The organism is Methanosarcina sp. 2.H.A.1B.4 (assembly GCF_000979385.1).
Taxonomy (GTDB): Archaea; Halobacteriota; Methanosarcinia; order Methanosarcinales; family Methanosarcinaceae; genus Methanosarcina.
Genome location: NZ_JJOV01000033.1, coordinates 46,345 through 65,613, shown reverse-complemented (window position 1 = coordinate 65,613; position 19,269 = coordinate 46,345). Strand labels below are relative to the sequence as shown.

Here is a 19,269-nt window from a genome sequence, read left to right as displayed (position 1 = left end):
GGATCGTTACAAGTGGCTGGGTTTCAATCTCTAACGAGTTTTCAAACCAATTGCAATTTTACAGACCGTTGTAGCAGGAGTCCCGTAACTGTTTCAATCTCTAACGAGTTTTCAAACCAATTGCAATTCTGGCATTATATAAACTCCTATTGAAAAATTTTTTTGTTTCAATCTCTAACGAGTTTTCAAACCAATTGCAATATTGTCTTGTCTTGGTCCTGCGGTCTGGAATACAGAGGTTTCAATCTCTAACGAGTTTTCAAACCAATTGCAATTTTTTTATTTCGATTTATATGATTACATAGAAGTTTCAATCTCTAACGAGTTTTCAAACCAATTGCAATGGGACGGTATTAAAATTATCTGGAGATGCCGGAGCCGTAAAGTTTCAATCTCTAACGAGTTTTCAAACCAATTGCAATCGAACCGCCGGGGAACCTCATAGCACCCGTGGCAAACGTTTCAATCTCTAACGAGTTTTCAAACCAATTGCAATAGGACAGCGCAATCATCAACGGCGTTTCCAATGATGGGTTTCAATCTCTAACGAGTTTTCAAACCAATTGCAATTATTACATTTGCAGCCCGTGAGGTAGTCACTGATAAGTTTCAATCTCTAACGAGTTTTCAAACCAATTGCAATTTTTTGTATAGGAGGTTGCCCCTTGGCGACGACAAGTTTCAATCTCTAACGAGTTTTCAAACCAATTGCAATTGGTAGTACTCGAAGGGGATTACATTACAAGCACAGGTTTCAATCTCTAACGAGTTTTCAAACCAATTGCAATCAATGAGAGGCGGCCCGCTTGGATGGATGGACAACTATGTTTCAATCTCTAACGAGTTTTCAAACCAATTGCAATCTGTTAGCAAAGTAGCCCCGAAACCCAAAGCAAGTTTCAATCTCTAACGAGTTTTCAAACCAATTGCAATCTAATTGAAAAGATTGCTTCAAAGGTGAGATTGTGTTTCAATCTCTAACGAGTTTTCAAACCAATTGCAATAAAAATATTGTATTTTTGACACTTTGAGGAATGAGTTTCAATCTCTAACGAGTTTTCAAACCAATTGCAATAAGAACGATTCTGCCTGAACTGCATCGGAAAGAGAGAGGTTTCAATCTCTAACGAGTTTTCAAACCAATTGCAATCTATTGCCTTTGTGCCTCCATAGATAGCTGCGAAGTTTGGTTTCAATCTCTAACGAGTTTTCAAACCAATTGCAATACAACCCATTACTGGCAGACGAAATCATATACTACAGTTTCAATCTCTAACGAGTTTTCAAACCAATTGCAATCGTAAAAGCGCATCCCTCTGATTAATCAATGTCTGGTTTCAATCTCTAACGAGTTTTCAAACCAATTGCAATTGAACTTTGTAAATCTACAGAGACAAACAATCCGCGGTTTCAATCTCTAACGAGTTTTCAAACCAATTGCAATGATTAATAACGAATCTGTAGCAAAAGCGGCCACATCTGTTTCAATCTCTAACGAGTTTTCAAACCAATTGCAATATAAAAAATCACTTGCGGCGGCTGTTGTATATAATTGTTTCAATCTCTAACGAGTTTTCAAACCAATTGCAATTTTGACACTACGAGGCATTTAGGGCGAGCCTCCGTCAAGTTTCAATCTCTAACGAGTTTTCAAACCAATTGCAATTCAGAGTGCAGTATTCTTCAAGTTTTGAAGTATTGTTTCAATCTCTAACGAGTTTTCAAACCAATTGCAATAGGGTTTTTGATTCTCAAAAACTAAGATGAGGAACCGTTTCAATCTCTAACGAGTTTTCAAACCAATTGCAATCAGATGCAAGTTTCGCGGACCTCATTTTTTCTGCGAGTTTCAATCTCTAACGAGTTTTCAAACCAATTGCAATGTGCCTTCGTTCCATTCGCTACTTACTGCAAATTCCAGTTTCAATCTCTAACGAGTTTTCAAACCAATTGCAATTTTATCTTGATGAGCCCGAAGACATTAAAAGCCGAGTTTCAATCTCTAACGAGTTTTCAAACCAATTGCAATCAGGCTCCGGGGCTATTGTTTCCGGTTTTTTCTGTTTGTTTCAATCTCTAACGAGTTTTCAAACCAATTGCAATAAAGGTAAAAGTTAATGTACCCAAATATAAAAAAGTTTCAATCTCTAACGAGTTTTCAAACCAATTGCAATCTATGCCTGCAAGTTCAGAACTTCCAGCCATGCTTAGTTTCAATCTCTAACGAGTTTTCAAACCAATTGCAATAAAACATGGCAGCAAGTCAGATTGAATTTTATGGCAGTTTCAATCTCTAACGAGTTTTCAAACCAATTGCAATTCTTGCCATAGTTTCAACTCTGGTTTGTTGGACTTAGTTTCAATCTCTAACGAGTTTTCAAACCAATTGCAATTTTGTAATCCTGAAATCTGAAAGATTACAGGATTTTGTTTCAATCTCTAACGAGTTTTCAAACCAATTGCAATCTTTTTGTGGTAACATGGTACTCTATGCTATTACTTAGTTTCAATCTCTAACGAGTTTTCAAACCAATTGCAATCCTGATCCATTTGCTGGGAGAAGTCTCTGTTTTCGGTTTCAATCTCTAACGAGTTTTCAAACCAATTGCAATCTGATACAACTGTACTGGCTTCTGACTTTCACGTAGGAGTTTCAATCTCTAACGAGTTTTCAAACCAATTGCAATCTAAATAATGTAATTACATATGTTAAGAGGCAGGTTTCAATCTCTAACGAGTTTTCAAACCAATTGCAATGAACACGACGGAGCCTCACTCCTCTCCGGATCAGTGGGTTTCAATCTCTAACGAGTTTTCAAACCAATTGCAATATACCCGAAGTCTCCCCCGGTGAAAAATATGTCGTTTCAATCTCTAACGAGTTTTCAAACCAATTGCAATCAGGGTACTCAACCAGGGGATGTATCCGCAATACAACGTTTCAATCTCTAACGAGTTTTCAAACCAATTGCAATCAAAAGGCGGTCACCGATCAGAACGGGACTTCGTTTCAATCTCTAACGAGTTTTCAAACCAATTGCAATCTCCCATCAAACGCAGGCATCAACCGCGAAGCAAGGTTTCAATCTCTAACGAGTTTTCAAACCAATTGCAATAGGGTTTGACTTGATTACTGCCGGGGCAAATCTCAGTTTCAATCTCTAACGAGTTTTCAAACCAATTGCAATATTTTGAGGACAAAATAATAGCGTCCTGGAACTGGTTTCAATCTCTAACGAGTTTTCAAACCAATTGCAATCAATTTTGCGGACCTGGACATCAGACAAAGACATAGAAGTTTCAATCTCTAACGAGTTTTCAAACCAATTGCAATGCTGCGAGGGTGTTTGATTCAGTGGCCATTATAAGTTTCAATCTCTAACGAGTTTTCAAACCAATTGCAATCCCATAGAGCAGCCTCCAGCTTTACAGCAAATGTCTAGTTTCAATCTCTAACGAGTTTTCAAACCAATTGCAATCAGGCAATAGGCAATGAGGGCCGGAAATACGGGATTTAGTTTCAATCTCTAACGAGTTTTCAAACCAATTGCAATTCAGCCTGGAAGCCAGATTCAGGAAAGCTGAATTGTTTCAATCTCTAACGAGTTTTCAAACCAATTGCAATTATTTTAATATACGTTGATTCATCTCTTATGTGGAATGTTTCAATCTCTAACGAGTTTTCAAACCAATTGCAATCTTTGCTTTGAATGAATAATACGCCATAGTTTATGTTTCAATCTCTAACGAGTTTTCAAACCAATTGCAATCATGAACAAAAGAAAAGCCCCAGGAGATCAAAGCAGATGTTTCAATCTCTAACGAGTTTTCAAACCAATTGCAATAAAGTAGAAGCTGGAAGAGGCGAAGGAAACAGAAAAGTTTCAATCTCTAACGAGTTTTCAAACCAATTGCAATGTATAAACGCTATTTCAAATAATGAAGGACTTGATATAGTTTCAATCTCTAACGAGTTTTCAAACCAATTGCAATCAAATTGCATTTTTCAAGACTCCTTTTTAAAATTTCAAGTTTCAATCTCTAACGAGTTTTCAAACCAATTGCAATCGATACGCGCATATGAAAACCCGTTTGTGAAAGGGTCGTTTCAATCTCTAACGAGTTTTCAAACCAATTGCAATTTTCCCCTGAAAATGTCGAATACCTTACCTTATAAAAGTTTCAATCTCTAACGAGTTTTCAAACCAATTGCAATCAGAATTCCCACATCGACCCCGTCTTTGACAGACACTGTTTCAATCTCTAACGAGTTTTCAAACCAATTGCAATCCTCCATGATATAGGAGTTTGCCCGTTTATGCCCGGTTTCAATCTCTAACGAGTTTTCAAACCAATTGCAATTCCCCGTCAAAACGTGACGGAAACGTTTTTTTACTGTTTCAATCTCTAACGAGTTTTCAAACCAATTGCAATCGGCCTGTTGCTGTCATAGATAAGGCAATTATGATCGTTTCAATCTCTAACGAGTTTTCAAACCAATTGCAATATACCATTAACGGCAGTGGGAACCCCGGAGGAGGTGGTTTCAATCTCTAACGAGTTTTCAAACCAATTGCAATCATCCTGGACCCATGACCCACCTGCATAACTATCCAAGTTTCAATCTCTAACGAGTTTTCAAACCAATTGCAATAATTTCGCCCATTTTCTAATCCATCCCGACTGCACAGTTTCAATCTCTAACGAGTTTTCAAACCAATTGCAATTTAAGCCTCCTTCAACACTGCTTTTCCATCTGTCCAGTTTCAATCTCTAACGAGTTTTCAAACCAATTGCAATTACCTTTTCTTTGCGTCCTCAAACTGCATTACAATCGTTTCAATCTCTAACGAGTTTTCAAACCAATTGCAATTTCTGTATTTGATCCGGCTTTTATGTTCGTGGAAAAGTTTCAATCTCTAACGAGTTTTCAAACCAATTGCAATTTTCGTTTTTACCGAGGATACCTTCTGACCTGTATTGGTTTCAATCTCTAACGAGTTTTCAAACCAATTGCAATAGGCACACTAGGACAACACTATCCTTTTTCCAGGCAGTTTCAATCTCTAACGAGTTTTCAAACCAATTGCAATCAAAACAAGTATTCTGCAAGAGACGAGGCAATACACGTTTCAATCTCTAACGAGTTTTCAAACCAATTGCAATGTACTTATCCCTCCGTATCAATACGAGGCAATACAAGTTTCAATCTCTAACGAGTTTTCAAACCAATTGCAATTTTATCCAGATTAACTTATTCCTCAACTCATGCAGAGTTTCAATCTCTAACGAGTTTTCAAACCAATTGCAATTGACGAATTCGCCCGCGCGTCCCCCAATCAGTTCTCAGGTTTCAATCTCTAACGAGTTTTCAAACCAATTGCAATTCGCACCCAGGGCAATATTTCCCCATCGTTTTTAAGTTTCAATCTCTAACGAGTTTTCAAACCAATTGCAATTCTTCATATTCATCTCCTTAAGTCAATGATTATCAGTTTCAATCTCTAACGAGTTTTCAAACCAATTGCAATTTTATCCAGATTAACTTATTCCTCAACTCATGCAGAGTTTCAATCTCTAACGAGTTTTCAAACCAATTGCAATCAAACCAATTGCAATAAAACAACGGACGCCGCCGCCCCGATCCTGAAGTTTCAATCTCTAACGAGTTTTCAAACCAATTGCAATAAATTCAATTCCATTAATCACAATTGCAGGAATTTTGTTTCAATCTCTAACGAGTTTTCAAACCAATTGCAATTATCCTGCAAGTTCAGTGGCTATAGCTCGATTGATTCTGTTTCAATCTCTAACGAGTTTTCAAACCAATTGCAATGGGTGACGGCGTTAGGATCAATAACAGGAGTATAGTGGTTTCAATCTCTAACGAGTTTTCAAACCAATTGCAATTGCCGCCGCAAACATATATTATAATCCAATTGCCCGTTTCAATCTCTAACGAGTTTTCAAACCAATTGCAATTATCCAGGGCCTCCCCGAATGGGCCCGGTATATCCCGTTTCAATCTCTAACGAGTTTTCAAACCAATTGCAATGTTCCTATAGTCCCGATCCCCTGAGTTTGTAAGTAAGGTTTCAATCTCTAACGAGTTTTCAAACCAATTGCAATCAACGTGGATTCATTGTCCTCTAAGTATATTTGAATTAGTTTCAATCTCTAACGAGTTTTCAAACCAATTGCAATCATGCCGCCGTCCGTGGCAAGAGACATACTGAGGAGGTTTCAATCTCTAACGAGTTTTCAAACCAATTGCAATTGGACTCGAATATACGCATCAGTCGGCGCAGAATCAGTTTCAATCTCTAACGAGTTTTCAAACCAATTGCAATTTTTCAACAGTTCCTACAACACAATATAAAATAATCGAGGGGTTTCAATCTCTAACGAGTTTTCAAACCAATTGCAATCAAATTCTTTAACGTTCTTAAGCTGTATCCCGTTTATTGTGTTTCAATCTCTAACGAGTTTTCAAACCAATTGCAATTTTGATCTTAGGATTCTGAATTCTTTGTCGCTCATCTTATTGTTTCAATCTCTAACGAGTTTTCAAACCAATTGCAATTAGAAAAGATGTTCAGGGAATCCCGGAGCGCATATATGTTTCAATCTCTAACGAGTTTTCAAACCAATTGCAATCAAGAAAAGCCGGTAAAGCGGGAGGATTCAAAGTAGTAAGTTTCAATCTCTAACGAGTTTTCAAACCAATTGCAATAAGAGACATCAAAGGATTATAAACAGAAAATAAATAGTTTCAATCTCTAACGAGTTTTCAAACCAATTGCAATATGTCCTCTGCACCATCATTGCAGATCCGTGATTTGTTTCAATCTCTAACGAGTTTTCAAACCAATTGCAATATAAGCTGAAGCCCCAGCTTCTTCCCAGATAATAGGTTTCAATCTCTAACGAGTTTTCAAACCAATTGCAATGAATGAGAAGAATATTGATAGTGCTGCCGTTATCGGTTTCAATCTCTAACGAGTTTTCAAACCAATTGCAATTTGTTGCGTCGGGTTTCAGGAGTTTCATTTTCTTATTATGTTTCAATCTCTAACGAGTTTTCAAACCAATTGCAATTTTGGTACTGGATTCCATCGTACTCTTCAAGCTCTGTTTCAATCTCTAACGAGTTTTCAAACCAATTGCAATGATTCTGCCGGGAACTCTTTGAATTATTATATTGAGACGTTTCAATCTCTAACGAGTTTTCAAACCAATTGCAATCCGGTTCTCATTTGTTCAGACGTTGAATATGGATAAGTTTCAATCTCTAACGAGTTTTCAAACCAATTGCAATGGCATGGGAAAAAGGGCCTTTTTTCATTATAACCCTTTCTAAATCCTCAAAAATCAGACATAGATTCCTAAACCTCTTGCGTACAGAGAATATATAAACATCGATGTAAAAGACTATCAAATAATGTTCGATTTTTTATCTGGGCCTTTTTGACCTATATCTACAATATTCTTTACGCAACGGTCACAAAGACTATAAATACGTACTTTATCAGTAGATTCAATTTCTGCTCTTATTTCATCTTCTAGTTCCACACGTTGCACTGCAGTTATATCAAGTTCAAATACGCTATACTGTTTCCATGCGCCATATTTTTCAAGAATTCTATAAACCCTATTGCGGATTTTATTGTCGCTTATATCGTACGTGACTGCGAGTCTCATCGTCTAAACACCAAAGGATAATACATAGGAAGTTCGTTTGTGATCGCTTTTCGTAGTAATATTGCTTGCATTCTGACCGCTTTTCTGCGGGAGACCTGATACTTAAAATAAGGATGCATAAATTCTTCTTTCATGTATTCATCAAACTTAGCAAGATATGTTTTAAATGGATGTTCTTTCAGGTGGTTATCTACCTGGAAATCATCATGTGTCAATTCTTTACGGTTAATTAACCTCAGTACAAATGCATCGCAGAATATAGGCCTAAATTCCTCCATCAGGTCAAGTGCAAGAGCCGGCTTGCCGTGTCTATCGGCATGAAAGATTCCCAGGTAAGGATCGAGATTATACTGTCTAAGTGAACTCAAAACCTCATTTTTCATCATAGTATACGTTAGAGACATGAGAGCATTGATATGATCTTCAGGAGGCCTTTTTGTCCGCTTCTCAAAAGTCCAGCCATCGATCAGACATCCATTGAGATGCCCAAAATAGAACTCAGCAGCTTCACCTTCGTATCCCCTCAATTTATCAAGATTTTCCACCTCATATGTTTTGGAATCAAGTTCATCCAATTTGTTGAGATCTTTTATGCCTTTTCGGCTCAACAGCGTTTTTGAGTTTCGGATTTTTCCGGAGATCATCCTTTGGGAAATTACAAGACACTGGGAATCCGTGAGAGCATATTGCTTTCTTCGGACTTCAGCGATGGTATTACGTTCCGGTATAAAGCTGCCCCTGTATTTCCCGTAAAAATTAAAGTAATTTAGTGTAACCCCGTGTTCATTTGCCTGTGCAACAAATGGAGTGGTAAAATTAACATTACCAAAAATATTGATTGTACTTACCTTTCCTATAGGATAGGAAGCCAGTTCACCCTCTTCTTTCTGGTAAACAGAAATACGCCCTCCATCGACCCCTACAGTTGACCCCTGCTTTGTCACGTAGATCACATCATCGTCCAGAATCCCCTCACTCGCTTTCACTTTATCTTCTCCAGTATTTTTGTTTCAAATGGCATACAGTACTGAATCACACTGCATTTTTCGCACTTATTTTGATTTTCAGCAAAATCAGGAATCGTATCAAGTCTCATGTTCCGGATTGCTGTAATGGTATCTAGAACTGTCTGCCTATGCCAATCTGTTATTGAGATTGCGTAACGTTCATTGGTGCCGAAAAGATAAATATACCCCATGTTTATTGGTTCTTCCAGATAATCCTCAAGAAGCATGCAGTATGCAGCAAGCTGAATCTCATCGCTTTTATAGTATGAACTTGCACGTTTTCTTTCAATAGGCATGAAACTACATCCCTCACTCCGAATATTCTTCACTTCGAGAACATCTATCTTCCCATGAATTCCAATCTTTTCCGATCGGACATAAAATTCTCTTATCCAACCCCCCTTTCTGGATTGATTACGATGTTTTATCTGACCATCTTTTAAAAAATAATTCATTTCGATAGTATCGAAGTAGGAAATATAATAGTATCTACGTGGGCAATAGAGAAACTGGTTAATATCAGATACATTAACAAATTCATCTTCTCTGAGCATACTCCTCCTTTATGAGACAATCGATGTACAATGCCTCATGCCCAAAAGCCACAGTCCTCATGCCGGAATAGGGATATAAATAGAAGAAATCTCCTAATTTGAATTTGGCTTTTAATGAAAAACTATCCAGATCTACAAGCCGTGTAAATACCTCATATTTGGAAAGAGTATCGTTTAGGCTTGATAAAGTAGGGATGTTAGGTTCGGTTTTCACCTTAAAACCACTAATCATACGGGGTTTCCTTTCGTGATCTACTGTATTGAGCAGTATTTTTTTATAATGCTCTCCGGAATCTCCTTTAAACAAGACTTTTCGAGTTTCATCTCCTATTGTGCCGTAATACCAGCAAAAACCGGAAGCATAATCCTTCATTGATTCGTACTTACTTTTGAGTAATTTTTCATAGTTATCCCCCGAATTCTCCTTCAATTTTAGGATAAATTTTTGGCTGGACATAAACTCAATATTTCCTCTCCTAAGAAGGTACATCAGATCATAGAGTTTAAGATTGGAATCAGTTGCATCAAATATCAGAGCCTGAAAACTACTTTCCCGATAACCAAGAAGACCATCTTTAAGTTCTTTTGATTCATGTTTAAGATTATCATAGATCTGGTTATCAATCTCGTAATCTAAAAAGTGTTTTTCAATAAGAGTAAGATTTCTGATCAGTTCTTCACCCTGGATAGACTCTGGCATCCCTTTGTTGTGGTGCTCTTTCCCGTATTTGTCAATCCAAGTTTCCCCACAAATTCTTTCAAAGGAATACAAATATGCTTCTATAGGAGAATATGTCTTTGAATAAGATGAGAGGTTCATTTCAGAATCCATTAAATTTTGTAAATGAGAGTCAAACTCCCCCCGCGTTAAATTCCTACTTTGTTCCTTTAGATGATCATGTACAAATTCAGGCACAAAACAAATGGCCTCGCATACCTCCTCAGGAGGTTTATTTCTGAGGCGTCCGATTCTCTGGAGCAATTTATCTCTTGAATAACCTGAAAAGACCAGTCGATCTACATCAAAATCAATGCCTACTTCTACAGAGGAATTGGAAATAAGGACATCAAAATTTGCTAATTTTTCCTGGCTTGCTGGATGAAGCCCATCTACCCGTTCAACCCTAAATCCCTTAAGAGCTTCAGAAAGGGAATTATATATTTCATCCACCTCATAGATCCCGTCAACGATAAAGACAGTTTTAGCTTTGTTTCCACCATTTCCCATGCGGGTACAGAATTCAATAAAATAATCCAAATTTTCTTTTATCAGTTCATATGTCCTGTATATTGAGCCATTCCTAAGCTCAAGTCTCACTTTTGGAAGGATGACCCTTCCATCGGAATCTGAAAGAGGCGTACTTTTATCATTCAGTACCTGCACGTTTAACCCCACATTCTTTGCCCTCTCAACAATAACAGGGTTTGGGGTAGCACTCAGAAAAACAAACTTAGAAAGACGGCTTCTTTTATCGTTATTTATCTCATGCATCATAAAAAGAAGCATATCGCTCTGCTTAACAGATGCCAGATGAAACTCATCAACGACTATCAGATCTACGCTTCGAACCGATTCACGAATGTTGTGTTCATAGTATGCATCTTTTAATGCCAGTGTTAAGATGTCGGGATTTGTTAGTAGAATCAGGCCTTTTCCTCGTCCCTTTCGGATAATTCGGTTTAATAACTGGCCTTTTTTGAGCCCTTTTTCATCTGGATACAATTTTTTTTCTTGATCTAGCAGGTCACTTGTAATTGCCTGGACATGGTATTCATTGGAATCATATCCAAACTTTTTCATTACATTTTCAACCTGCATTCTTTGATCAGTCACCAGGGCATTGGTGGGATACACTGCTATAACTTTCATTTTTGTATCCAGTACAGGTTTAAGCCATGAAATGGTTTTTCCGGAACCAGTAGGACTGTGATTAAATAAAAAAAGTGATTTTTGTCCCTTTATTAGCTCTTCACTTAAAATCTGGTGTTCAAAAGCTTTAAAGCCCCGAAGATATTCATGATTCAGTTGTTCAAGCCTCATCCCATCAAGATCTAAAAAAAAGCCAGATGAAGATTCACTAAAAGATTTTTCATTTTGAATCATCTTTTTACCTTCAAAAATTCAAGTTTATAAGGAAGTATGGTTTCTGTCCCCTTATCCATTGGTATTCGGACAAATTGGCCCTTATAACGGCCTTGAAGTATTAGTGGCGTTGGCTGCAGTCGCACGGAAGTCAAATTGCCCAGAGGAAGAGACTCGTAATCATATATTCCAAATGGGTGATTTGAAATAAATTCACCCTCATTGATGGCCCCCTCAATGACGTTTGTCCTGACACGAGCTTTAGATCTTTTTTTACCCAACCTCACATATTTTGGGATCTTTGATGCAATTGACTCAGCATCGATTTCATAGGGCAAAATGTATGCTGTAAAAAAGTTTTGTTGATCAAGAACACGCTCACGCCCATATTTGGGGAGATTTATACCTTTATATGGATAACCCTCATCGGTTGCTTTCCAGTTTTTTACTGCATATTGATGTGGACGGGCATTCCACGCAGTTGTGGAATGTCCCCCAAGAGATGACAACGATTTCCTATTTTCCAGAGAATAGACCTGAACTCCAAGGAACTGTTTCAGGTATTCTTCTGTCGATGCGGGTTTTGCAGGGGTTATGTAAAATTTTTTGTAGATCTCGGAGGTTTCATCTAAATAGGATGGCTTATTTCCAATATTGACATATTTTCCTAAAGCGAAGCCAAAAGCATAGTGCAATGCAGTACTTAGTATATAGTCGCCAGTGTCAACTAGCTCCCCAACTTCCCTTGAAGCATAAAGAGTACGATCAAGAGTTTCAATAGAGCACTCCACTACCGGAAAAACCTCGCTCATTTTTTACCTCTGCTCTTTTTCTCTTTTGGTGGTTTTTCACTGACAGAGTGGAAAAATGTAGAAGCTTTTTCCTTCTGGCACTCTAGAGCCTCTTTTAACGTTTCTGAAGTTGTATATTCCAGAAGTTTCTCTTTATCATGATCTCCGAGCGGCTCTATACTGAGTGTTTTTGCTTCTTCATCAAAGGCCTGTTTAACAAGTGTTTTTACCTTTTCGACATCAAGGACTGGAGAATATAAGACATGGTTTAAATTTTCCTTATTCAATTTTCCATTTTCTATAGCCAGACGACGGGCAACTTCCTGAGATAGAACCAAATTTGCTGTGCCTTCTTCGATCCCAGAATAAATTCCAAGAATGTGATTTTGCATTCTCCCAATTCTTGATGTTACTGCTCCATAGCGCTTGTTCATTTTTGTGATGCCAAGCACAAAGAGGAGTTCCTCAAACGTAGCATCCCTTAGGGTAACTACACAGGGAAACAGAGTTCCAGGGATGATAAAATCTGGTTCCCGGATTGCAGATGTGGGACCTTTTGCAAAATTATCTCCAGGTGCATTCTGGAATTTTTCTTCGATTATTACGCTGGAATCCCTTATTGAATATGCTGTATCATACATCACTCTCGATGTCACAGAAACCGCATTCTCCCCTGCTGCACTGCCATAAAGCATTGATTCTGGAGACTCCTGATTCATCTTATTGACATCCATTGTGTCTGTTATACCAAGAAAATTCCTTTGCAGCTCTTTTCCTTTTCTTCGATCACTTCCTGTTTGTTTTCTTTTGAACATCATAACAGGAGAATAGTCAACAAGCCCATCTTCTGCACTAATTCCCACAGTTGCAATATCGGCATCTTCTCCATTTGTAGTAAAAATAGCATTGGACTGCAGTTCCCGGAGCAGTAAGATGTGAATATAATGTGCACTAGGCTCGTTTATAAGGGATTCTACAAGTCCGGGAGACAACTCCTTTTTGATTTTTTCAATACTTCCACTCTGACTCTCCTTATTCTCATTACTCATTTTTATCCCTCGATTTCTTTTGATTTGTTTCTTTCATCCCAATAGTCTCTGCGAATCCTCAAGATTGATGAATAATACCCATCAGCAAGATTGTTTGACATTTTTTTCAGTCTTCCAGGTTTGCCATCACAAATCCCTTTTAAAATATTCTCTACAAAAAAATCAGCGAATTCATCTGTTTTAACATCAATGCCTTTTTTTTCTGGTATGTATGCCTGCTCATCTCCCATCCGATCGATTGTCTTCAGAATTCGACCGGAAATTGTGCATTTGTAATCATTACTTGAAAGTTCCACACCATGTAACTCAGTTACTGCTTTAACCGCTTCTCGAAAAAGCCTCTCCAATGAATGTGGTTTATAGCCTTTAGGCTGTGCTATTTTAAAACCCAATTCTGCAAGATGACTAATTTTATCTGATACATTCATTTATTTTACCTTTGTACTGTGTGATCCAGAAACAGAGCCTCGTCCAGTAAATCCCGGATATTGACATCAGCAAATTCACTACCTGAGTTTCTGTATACCATTTTCAGAAGATACGAGCCTGGAAGTTTTTCATCTCTCACAATTCTCAGAAATTTAGAAAATAGAGAGTCTTTCATTCCTGAACTTGCATATCCAAGACGAATCAACGCACTGGCAGCCTTTATTGTATCTTCAAGTTGAGAAAGAGCTATGGACTTCCCATAAAATTCTGTAACATGAGAATTTATTGAATCAATGCCTATAATTTCTTTGAAATCCCTTCCACGCATTGCAGGAATAGGAGACCTGCTCACTACAACCCTCATCCCGGTATATGCTGCAATAACCATGGCAATATAAACCCCAAAGAAATGGAATTCAGTGGTGTTTTCGGATGGTTTATAAAAAACTACACTGGCATTCCCAATGTTGTTAATATATCCCTGTGCCATATACTGAAACATATTCATTCCCTTGGCTTTTTCACCTTCGTTAATCTCAGCTGCTAGAGACCCGAGCCAGGAATCATAGATGTCAACATCACCCTCTTTTTCAGGATCACTGACAGCATATTTTGAATTAAATATTTTTCTTGAAAGTTCCGCCGTTCTTACCCGAGATTCATCTGAAAATTTTGTAAATATTGTTTCGACTAAGTCCCAAGATTCTGGAGTGAAAAAGTAGTCTGGAATGAAATGGAAATAGAGCATTTCTTTGGCTTTTGAAGCATTAAACCCATTCTTTCTTAAAGCAAGCTCAACTCCGCAGGGGATGCAGGTAAGTATATTATCTGGCTTGGTTTTGCCCACAAAAACCCTGTTTGTGAAATTGAAACTAATAAAAGAATTTTTATTTTTCATGTCTTCTTTTTTGAGTAAAGTGCCACGGTTGCATAGGTTGCATATTTTTCCACTTGATTCATATTCTTTAAAATGGTCACTAAGTTTTGAGCTTTCATTTAAATAAATAGTTCCATTCACCGAAAGAACATCCTGAAGATATTCTGTGAATTCTCTTCGGTAAATATCGGTTTTTTCAGAGATGAAGGCATCCCATTGTTCCATATTAATGAGTTCATTTCGAATTTGGCTTACAATATAATTGGTTGCTACTGGAACATCGGCATTTCTTAACTTTATCCCGTTACATTCCTGATTCATCACGCACTGACCAATGGCGTAAGAATACTCCCATTTTCCACCATTTGCAAGATAGGAAGGATTTTTGTCCATTATTTTTAGTAGGGGGGTTTTAACATTATCTGGCACCTTCCAGATCTCGCAAGTTTTTAACAAAGCCTGCTTGTTATCAGAAATCATATTAGATACAAAGGTTTTATGAACTGTGGCTACAGCCCTTGAAAATTCTAATAAAATATTTTGGCCTTCACTAGTTATTTCAAGTTCAATAGGAACAATCTCATCTACACGGTTCATCCCCTCTATTATCGAATCAGATAGACCAGTTCTTTTTTCTGAATGGGCCGATGTTATGGATTTACTAATAAATGCACGAAGCATTGCTTCAGGCCCACTGAAAAAATAATATTCATCACTTAGCCCATAATACCCGAGTCTTGGAGTCTCTAATTTTTTAGTCAAGGATTCAGAGTCACTTAATGCGGGTGTTGATTGTTGAATATTATTCTCAAGAGTCAGATACATCTTTTCAATAAATTCTTCAGATACGGCTACATGCTGCATTCCACGGGACAGATATACACAACCGTCTTGGTAGGCCATGAGCATGATCAATCCATGCTCCTCCATTAAATCAGCCACTGACTTGTTGATTATACCCGATAGTATGCCTTTAACATCATCCAAAAGGTGGTACTGGAGATTTAATTGGTCTTCTGGTGAATTTTGTGGAAATCCGTCCCTCAAGGCAGTTAGGGATCGAATAGAGGCAGCTTCTTCAGGAGATGTACAGCTTGCCATGTTATCCATCAAATACAAAAAGGGCTCTAAATCCATAAACCGGGAAGTGCGAGCACCAGGACGGGAAAATCTGCTTTTGTGAAGAGAAACAGCAACTGAAAAATAATCTTCATCTGTTAACTTTGGTGCAAATTTTCTTAATCCTGCTATTTTTACAAAATTTTCGACTGCTTCTACAGGGATTTCGAATTCTGCGTCCATAAAATCATGCTTTACTGCAAAGTTATCATCCATAAATTCTCCAAATTCCAGTTTATGGAGATCATGTACCACAAAAAGCGCCACACAGTTTCTTAATCCCTGCTCATCCAGTGACACAACATTGAATTTATCGAGAGCTTCATTGAAGCGGAGAAGAAATAGTATACCATTTCTAATATGATTGAGCATGCTTTGGTCAGTTTTTCCAAATTCAACGCTTTTTGCAGCTTTGAACCCCATACCCATTTCTACAAGGTTAATGTCCACTTCTTTAATGTACTCTTCAAAAAGGGCGGGATTCTCTTTTTCTTTTTCATTAGAAATTGAAGGAATGTCTCCAAAAATTTTTAGATTCCTAATTTGATCCTGTAAAGCATCTGATACCATTATAATACCTCATTCACTTCAACATCCACACATCCACATCCTCGGCTCACAGCACTTCCGACTCCACTGTATTCCGCAAAAATAGAAAGTATCAAAATTGCATTTTTGATATCTTGGGGAACATTTTTGGAAAACATGTAAGTGCATTTTCCGGTGAATCCAGGATTAAAAATGGGCCTGTAATGACCCTTGTTTTTATCAAAAATAGTATTAATCATCACATTATGCGTTTGATAGGAGCTTGCATCCGGCATTTCCAGAATATACCGTGAAATTTCGTCCCTTTCAAGATCCATTTTTAATTCACTTGGACAGATGGAATTCCACTTCGAAAGTAAGGAATAAAAAACTGCTGTCCGATGAGGAAACATCTCATAGGACTTACTGTTTTTATATTGGATACAGGTAGGTGTTTTGAATTTTACATTTATCGAGATAGTCTTACCATTTAGTTCCGCAACTTTTCCTAAAATTTGGTCAAAGCTTTCATCCTCAGATTGGCATTCGACTACTTCTAAGTCCCCACCATCCAACTCAATTACGATATTTTCTTCTGAAATTGAGAAAAGAAGTTGACTTATTAAAGCTTTAAATATCTCAGATTCTTTTGGATCAATTATACCAATGCGGGTTTCGTACACGTTATCAGGGGAAATTGTTCTATAGTTTTGTCTTTCACCTCTCCGGAATCTGCCACTTAACCCACTTGTTGAAACTGAACCTATGGAAGAATCGTGTATGTGTTTACTGATCTCCTCATTTCCAGATTTAATTCTGGCCAGGAGAGCTGAATATATCTGATAGCCATTGCTTGCAGGAATCTCAAATTTTGTTTTTGGCTTAAACTTTAGGATTATTTTCTGAGGCATCTATTTATCTATTAACATTCAACAAATATAAGGCTTCCTATAAAATGCAATAATTGCAATATAATGAAATTGTGTTGGGACATTTGCACAGATGTGATGCAAAAGTTATTCATATGAAATAATCTCATATAAAAGAAAGATGAAGACCTATGTCTCTTTACTCGGATTTGACACCTCACAATTTTTTTCACTTATCGTGAAATACGGAATCGAGAAAAACGATAGAATAGTCTTAATAAAACCCCAAGATGAAAGTGATCAGCGTGGGCAACAATCAGTAAGAGAAATTGAAGATATAGCCAAAAAAATTGACCAATCTATTAAAGTAGACGTCCACAAGGTTAATCATCTTGATTTTAACTCTATGCTGTTGTCGATAATTGATCTATTTGAAAGCATTGAGACAGAAATAATTGCCAATATTTCCGGAGGCTCAAGAGACATATTTTTAGCGTTCTCAATTGCATGCCTGACTCAAACAGAAAAAATAAGTAAAGTCACTAATTATAGTGATGTAGATCGTGAACTCCGAGAAATTCAATTACCTCACATCGTAAATGCTCTGGATGAAAAACTAAACATATTGCTGGAAGATATTGCAAAATATGAACCCACCATAGCATCAGAAATAGCTGATCGTTTGCAAATTTCTGAAAGCACAATTTCTAGAAATCTCAACAAACTAAAGGAACTGAAAGCAATTAATGTTAACCATCAAGGAAAAACAAAGTACATTTCTACTACAACTACAGGGAAGATCTTTTTAAAAATAAAAAACTAAATTAAAGCGTCCTTACAGTGATGACAATTGACCTGTTGTTATCTCGAAATGAAGCTTATGCCCAAATTATCGAAACTTTTATGCCTCGAATTTCTCTTCCTTCCCCTCAACTCTCAAATTTTCACATTTTATCTCAAGAAATGAAAAAAAAGAATCTCTGACACATTACATTATCGGGGGAAGCATAGAAAGAGTAGAAAGTGGGTAAACTTTCTCATCAGAACTTCAGACATATTAAGTCCTTCTCATTACTGAGCAAATAGAAAAAAATACTTGTGAAGACATTCAATTAATTGGCAGACAGACAAAGATTGCACAAATGGATCCGCCTGCAGACCAGACTGCCGGCAAAATATATGGGAACAAGAAAACCAGGAAACATGGGGGAGAAAGGAGTTCAAAGATGCAGTATGGGGGTACTGTATCAGAAAAACTCCCTGCTCCCTTAAATTTTCTTAGCCTTCAATCTGCTCTTCTCTCAGTCTGCTCTTCTCTCAGTCTGCCCTTCTCTCGATCTGCCTTTCTCTCAGTCTGCTCTTTCTGCTCTGTTCTGTATCGCCTGTTCATTAACGAAATATTTAATCGCGATTTTCCGGTTTTCATTTTTGATTTTTCCACAGCCTAACTTTCCACAACTCATTTTTCCACAACTCATTTTTCCGCAACTCATTTTTCCGCAGCTTATTTTTCCGCAGCTTATTTTTCCATAGCCTTGACCCGGAGGTCTTCGGGGAATTTTTCGATTGCGTATCTGAGGGAGGTCCTGGGCATTTCTTTTTTGTTTTTCATGACATAATCGAAGACTTCCTGCAGGTGGGGTTTGCTGGCTTCTTTCAGCATCCAGCCGTAGCCTTTCCGGACGAGGTCGTCTTTATCTGTAAGGAGCAGGTCTGAGATTTCGAAGATCTCCGGCAGGAAAAGGCCTTTTCTTGCAGGCAGGACAAGCGTTACTGCGGACGCACGCCTGAGCCAGCGGTTGTCCGATTGGGTCCAGAGCTTGAGGTTTTCAATATAAGGTGGGAATTTTTCGATAAAAGAGCCAACCGCGTGGTTGCAGAGGGTGTCGCATTTCGCCCAGTTGTTAACGTAGTTTTCGACCCAGTGCTCAAAAATAGAGAAGTCGGCTTCGGTGTATTCGGCTCTTACCTGGTATGCCCATTCAAAGGCGATATAGGCTTCCTCGCAGTAGTCCGACTGCAGGAGTTCTTCACACAGGAAAAAGATATTTTTTTTGTCCGCCTGCCCTGCATTTTTCAGTTCCTTAAAATAGTCCTTTGCGATTTTTCCGACAACGGAAGACTTAACTCCATAGCACTTCACTTCCTCTTTAAAAAAGCGGGAACAACTATTTTTTGTCTTTTCGTCAACGCTTCCGGCCAAGTCCTTCCTGATCCTGGATACGACATCGGTTTGCACAGTTTTGTATTTAATAAAAGGTT

At 37.8% G+C, this 19,269-nt stretch carries 11 protein-coding genes and 1 CRISPR repeat array (1 of these 12 only partly in view); of the genes, 1 reads left to right on the top strand and 10 read right to left on the bottom strand.

Annotated elements, in window-relative coordinates:
- Positions 1-7,318: direct repeats of the CRISPR family, unit length 37 nt; unit sequence GTTTCAATCTCTAACGAGTTTTCAAACCAATTGCAAT; it reaches 338 nt to the left of the window's first position.
- Positions 7,319-7,434: 116 nt separating this feature from the next.
- From cas2 to cas6, 9 genes are read right to left on the bottom strand one after another with little or no spacing between them, the layout of a single operon-like run.
- Complete coding sequence (gene cas2, locus EO92_RS05585) at positions 7,435-7,701, bottom strand: CRISPR-associated endonuclease Cas2 (RefSeq protein ID WP_048169922.1); 267 nt, start codon at positions 7,699-7,701, stop codon at positions 7,435-7,437.
- Entirely contained in the window at positions 7,698-8,687 is a 990-nt protein-coding gene (gene cas1d / locus EO92_RS05580) for a type I-D CRISPR-associated endonuclease Cas1d (RefSeq protein WP_048169920.1), read from the bottom strand. The genes cas2 and cas1d overlap by 4 nt, the downstream gene beginning before the upstream one ends.
- Positions 8,684-9,262 carry a CRISPR-associated protein Cas4 gene (cas4, locus tag EO92_RS05575; RefSeq protein ID WP_048169917.1) on the bottom strand — a complete coding sequence of 193 codons (579 nt, stop codon included), beginning with the start codon at positions 9,260-9,262 and terminating at the stop codon, positions 8,684-8,686. The genes cas1d and cas4 overlap by 4 nt, the downstream gene beginning before the upstream one ends.
- A complete protein-coding gene (cas3, locus tag EO92_RS05570) occupies positions 9,246-11,366 on the bottom strand; it encodes a type I-D CRISPR-associated helicase Cas3' (RefSeq protein ID WP_048169915.1) in 2,121 nt (706 codons plus the stop codon). The genes cas4 and cas3 overlap by 17 nt, the downstream gene beginning before the upstream one ends.
- Entirely contained in the window at positions 11,363-12,157 is a 795-nt protein-coding gene (cas5d, locus tag EO92_RS05565; RefSeq protein ID WP_048169913.1) for a type I-D CRISPR-associated protein Cas5/Csc1, read from the bottom strand. Before cas5d ends, cas3 begins: the two co-directional genes overlap by 4 nt.
- Positions 12,154-13,185 carry a type I-D CRISPR-associated protein Cas7/Csc2 gene (gene cas7d, locus EO92_RS05560; RefSeq protein ID WP_052734274.1) on the bottom strand — a complete coding sequence of 344 codons (1,032 nt, stop codon included), beginning with the start codon at positions 13,183-13,185 and terminating at the stop codon, positions 12,154-12,156. Before cas7d ends, cas5d begins: the two co-directional genes overlap by 4 nt.
- 2 nt (positions 13,186-13,187) lie before the next feature.
- Positions 13,188-13,613 carry a type I-D CRISPR-associated protein Cas10d/Csc3 gene (gene cas10d / locus EO92_RS18760; protein ID WP_048169911.1) on the bottom strand — a complete coding sequence of 142 codons (426 nt, stop codon included), beginning with the start codon at positions 13,611-13,613 and terminating at the stop codon, positions 13,188-13,190.
- Positions 13,614-13,618: 5 nt separating this feature from the next.
- Positions 13,619-16,180 carry a type I-D CRISPR-associated protein Cas10d/Csc3 gene (cas10d, locus tag EO92_RS05550; RefSeq protein ID WP_048169909.1) on the bottom strand — a complete coding sequence of 854 codons (2,562 nt, stop codon included), beginning with the start codon at positions 16,178-16,180 and terminating at the stop codon, positions 13,619-13,621.
- A complete protein-coding gene (gene cas6, locus EO92_RS05545) occupies positions 16,180-17,049 on the bottom strand; it encodes a CRISPR system precrRNA processing endoribonuclease RAMP protein Cas6 (protein ID WP_048169907.1) in 870 nt (289 codons plus the stop codon). The genes cas10d (EO92_RS05550) and cas6 overlap by 1 nt, the downstream gene beginning before the upstream one ends.
- A 139-nt stretch (positions 17,050-17,188) precedes the next feature.
- Here cas6 and csa3 point away from each other — a divergent pair, with 139 nt between their 5' ends.
- Entirely contained in the window at positions 17,189-17,830 is a 642-nt protein-coding gene (gene csa3, locus EO92_RS05540; protein WP_048169905.1) for a CRISPR-associated CARF protein Csa3, read from the top strand.
- A 696-nt stretch (positions 17,831-18,526) separates the two neighbouring features.
- On the opposite strand, the gene EO92_RS05530 is transcribed toward csa3, so the two are convergent.
- The gene (locus tag EO92_RS05530; RefSeq protein ID WP_048169902.1) at positions 18,527-19,246 is read right to left on the bottom strand and encodes a DNA alkylation repair protein; all 720 of its coding nucleotides are present in this window, start codon (positions 19,244-19,246) and stop codon (positions 18,527-18,529) included.
- Positions 19,247-19,269 lie beyond the last annotated feature (23 nt).

What these genes read in the sequence shown, in the direction of transcription:
- cas2 (WP_048169922.1), bottom strand. Translation starts at nt 7,701, where the DNA reads ATGAGACTCGCAGTCACGTACGATATAAGCGACAATAAAATCCGCAAT.
- cas4 (WP_048169917.1), bottom strand. Translation starts at nt 9,262, where the DNA reads ATGCTCAGAGAAGATGAATTTGTTAATGTATCTGATATTAACCAGTTT.
- cas3 (WP_048169915.1), bottom strand. Translation starts at nt 11,366, where the DNA reads ATGATTCAAAATGAAAAATCTTTTAGTGAATCTTCATCTGGCTTTTTT.
- cas5d (WP_048169913.1), bottom strand. Translation starts at nt 12,157, where the DNA reads ATGAGCGAGGTTTTTCCGGTAGTGGAGTGCTCTATTGAAACTCTTGAT.
- cas7d (WP_052734274.1), bottom strand. Translation starts at nt 13,185, where the DNA reads ATGAGTAATGAGAATAAGGAGAGTCAGAGTGGAAGTATTGAAAAAATC.
- cas10d (WP_048169911.1), bottom strand. Translation starts at nt 13,613, where the DNA reads ATGAATGTATCAGATAAAATTAGTCATCTTGCAGAATTGGGTTTTAAA.
- cas10d (WP_048169909.1), bottom strand. Translation starts at nt 16,180, where the DNA reads ATGGTATCAGATGCTTTACAGGATCAAATTAGGAATCTAAAAATTTTT.
- cas6 (WP_048169907.1), bottom strand. Translation starts at nt 17,049, where the DNA reads ATGCCTCAGAAAATAATCCTAAAGTTTAAGCCAAAAACAAAATTTGAG.
- csa3 (WP_048169905.1), top strand. Translation starts at nt 17,189, where the DNA reads ATGAAGACCTATGTCTCTTTACTCGGATTTGACACCTCACAATTTTTT.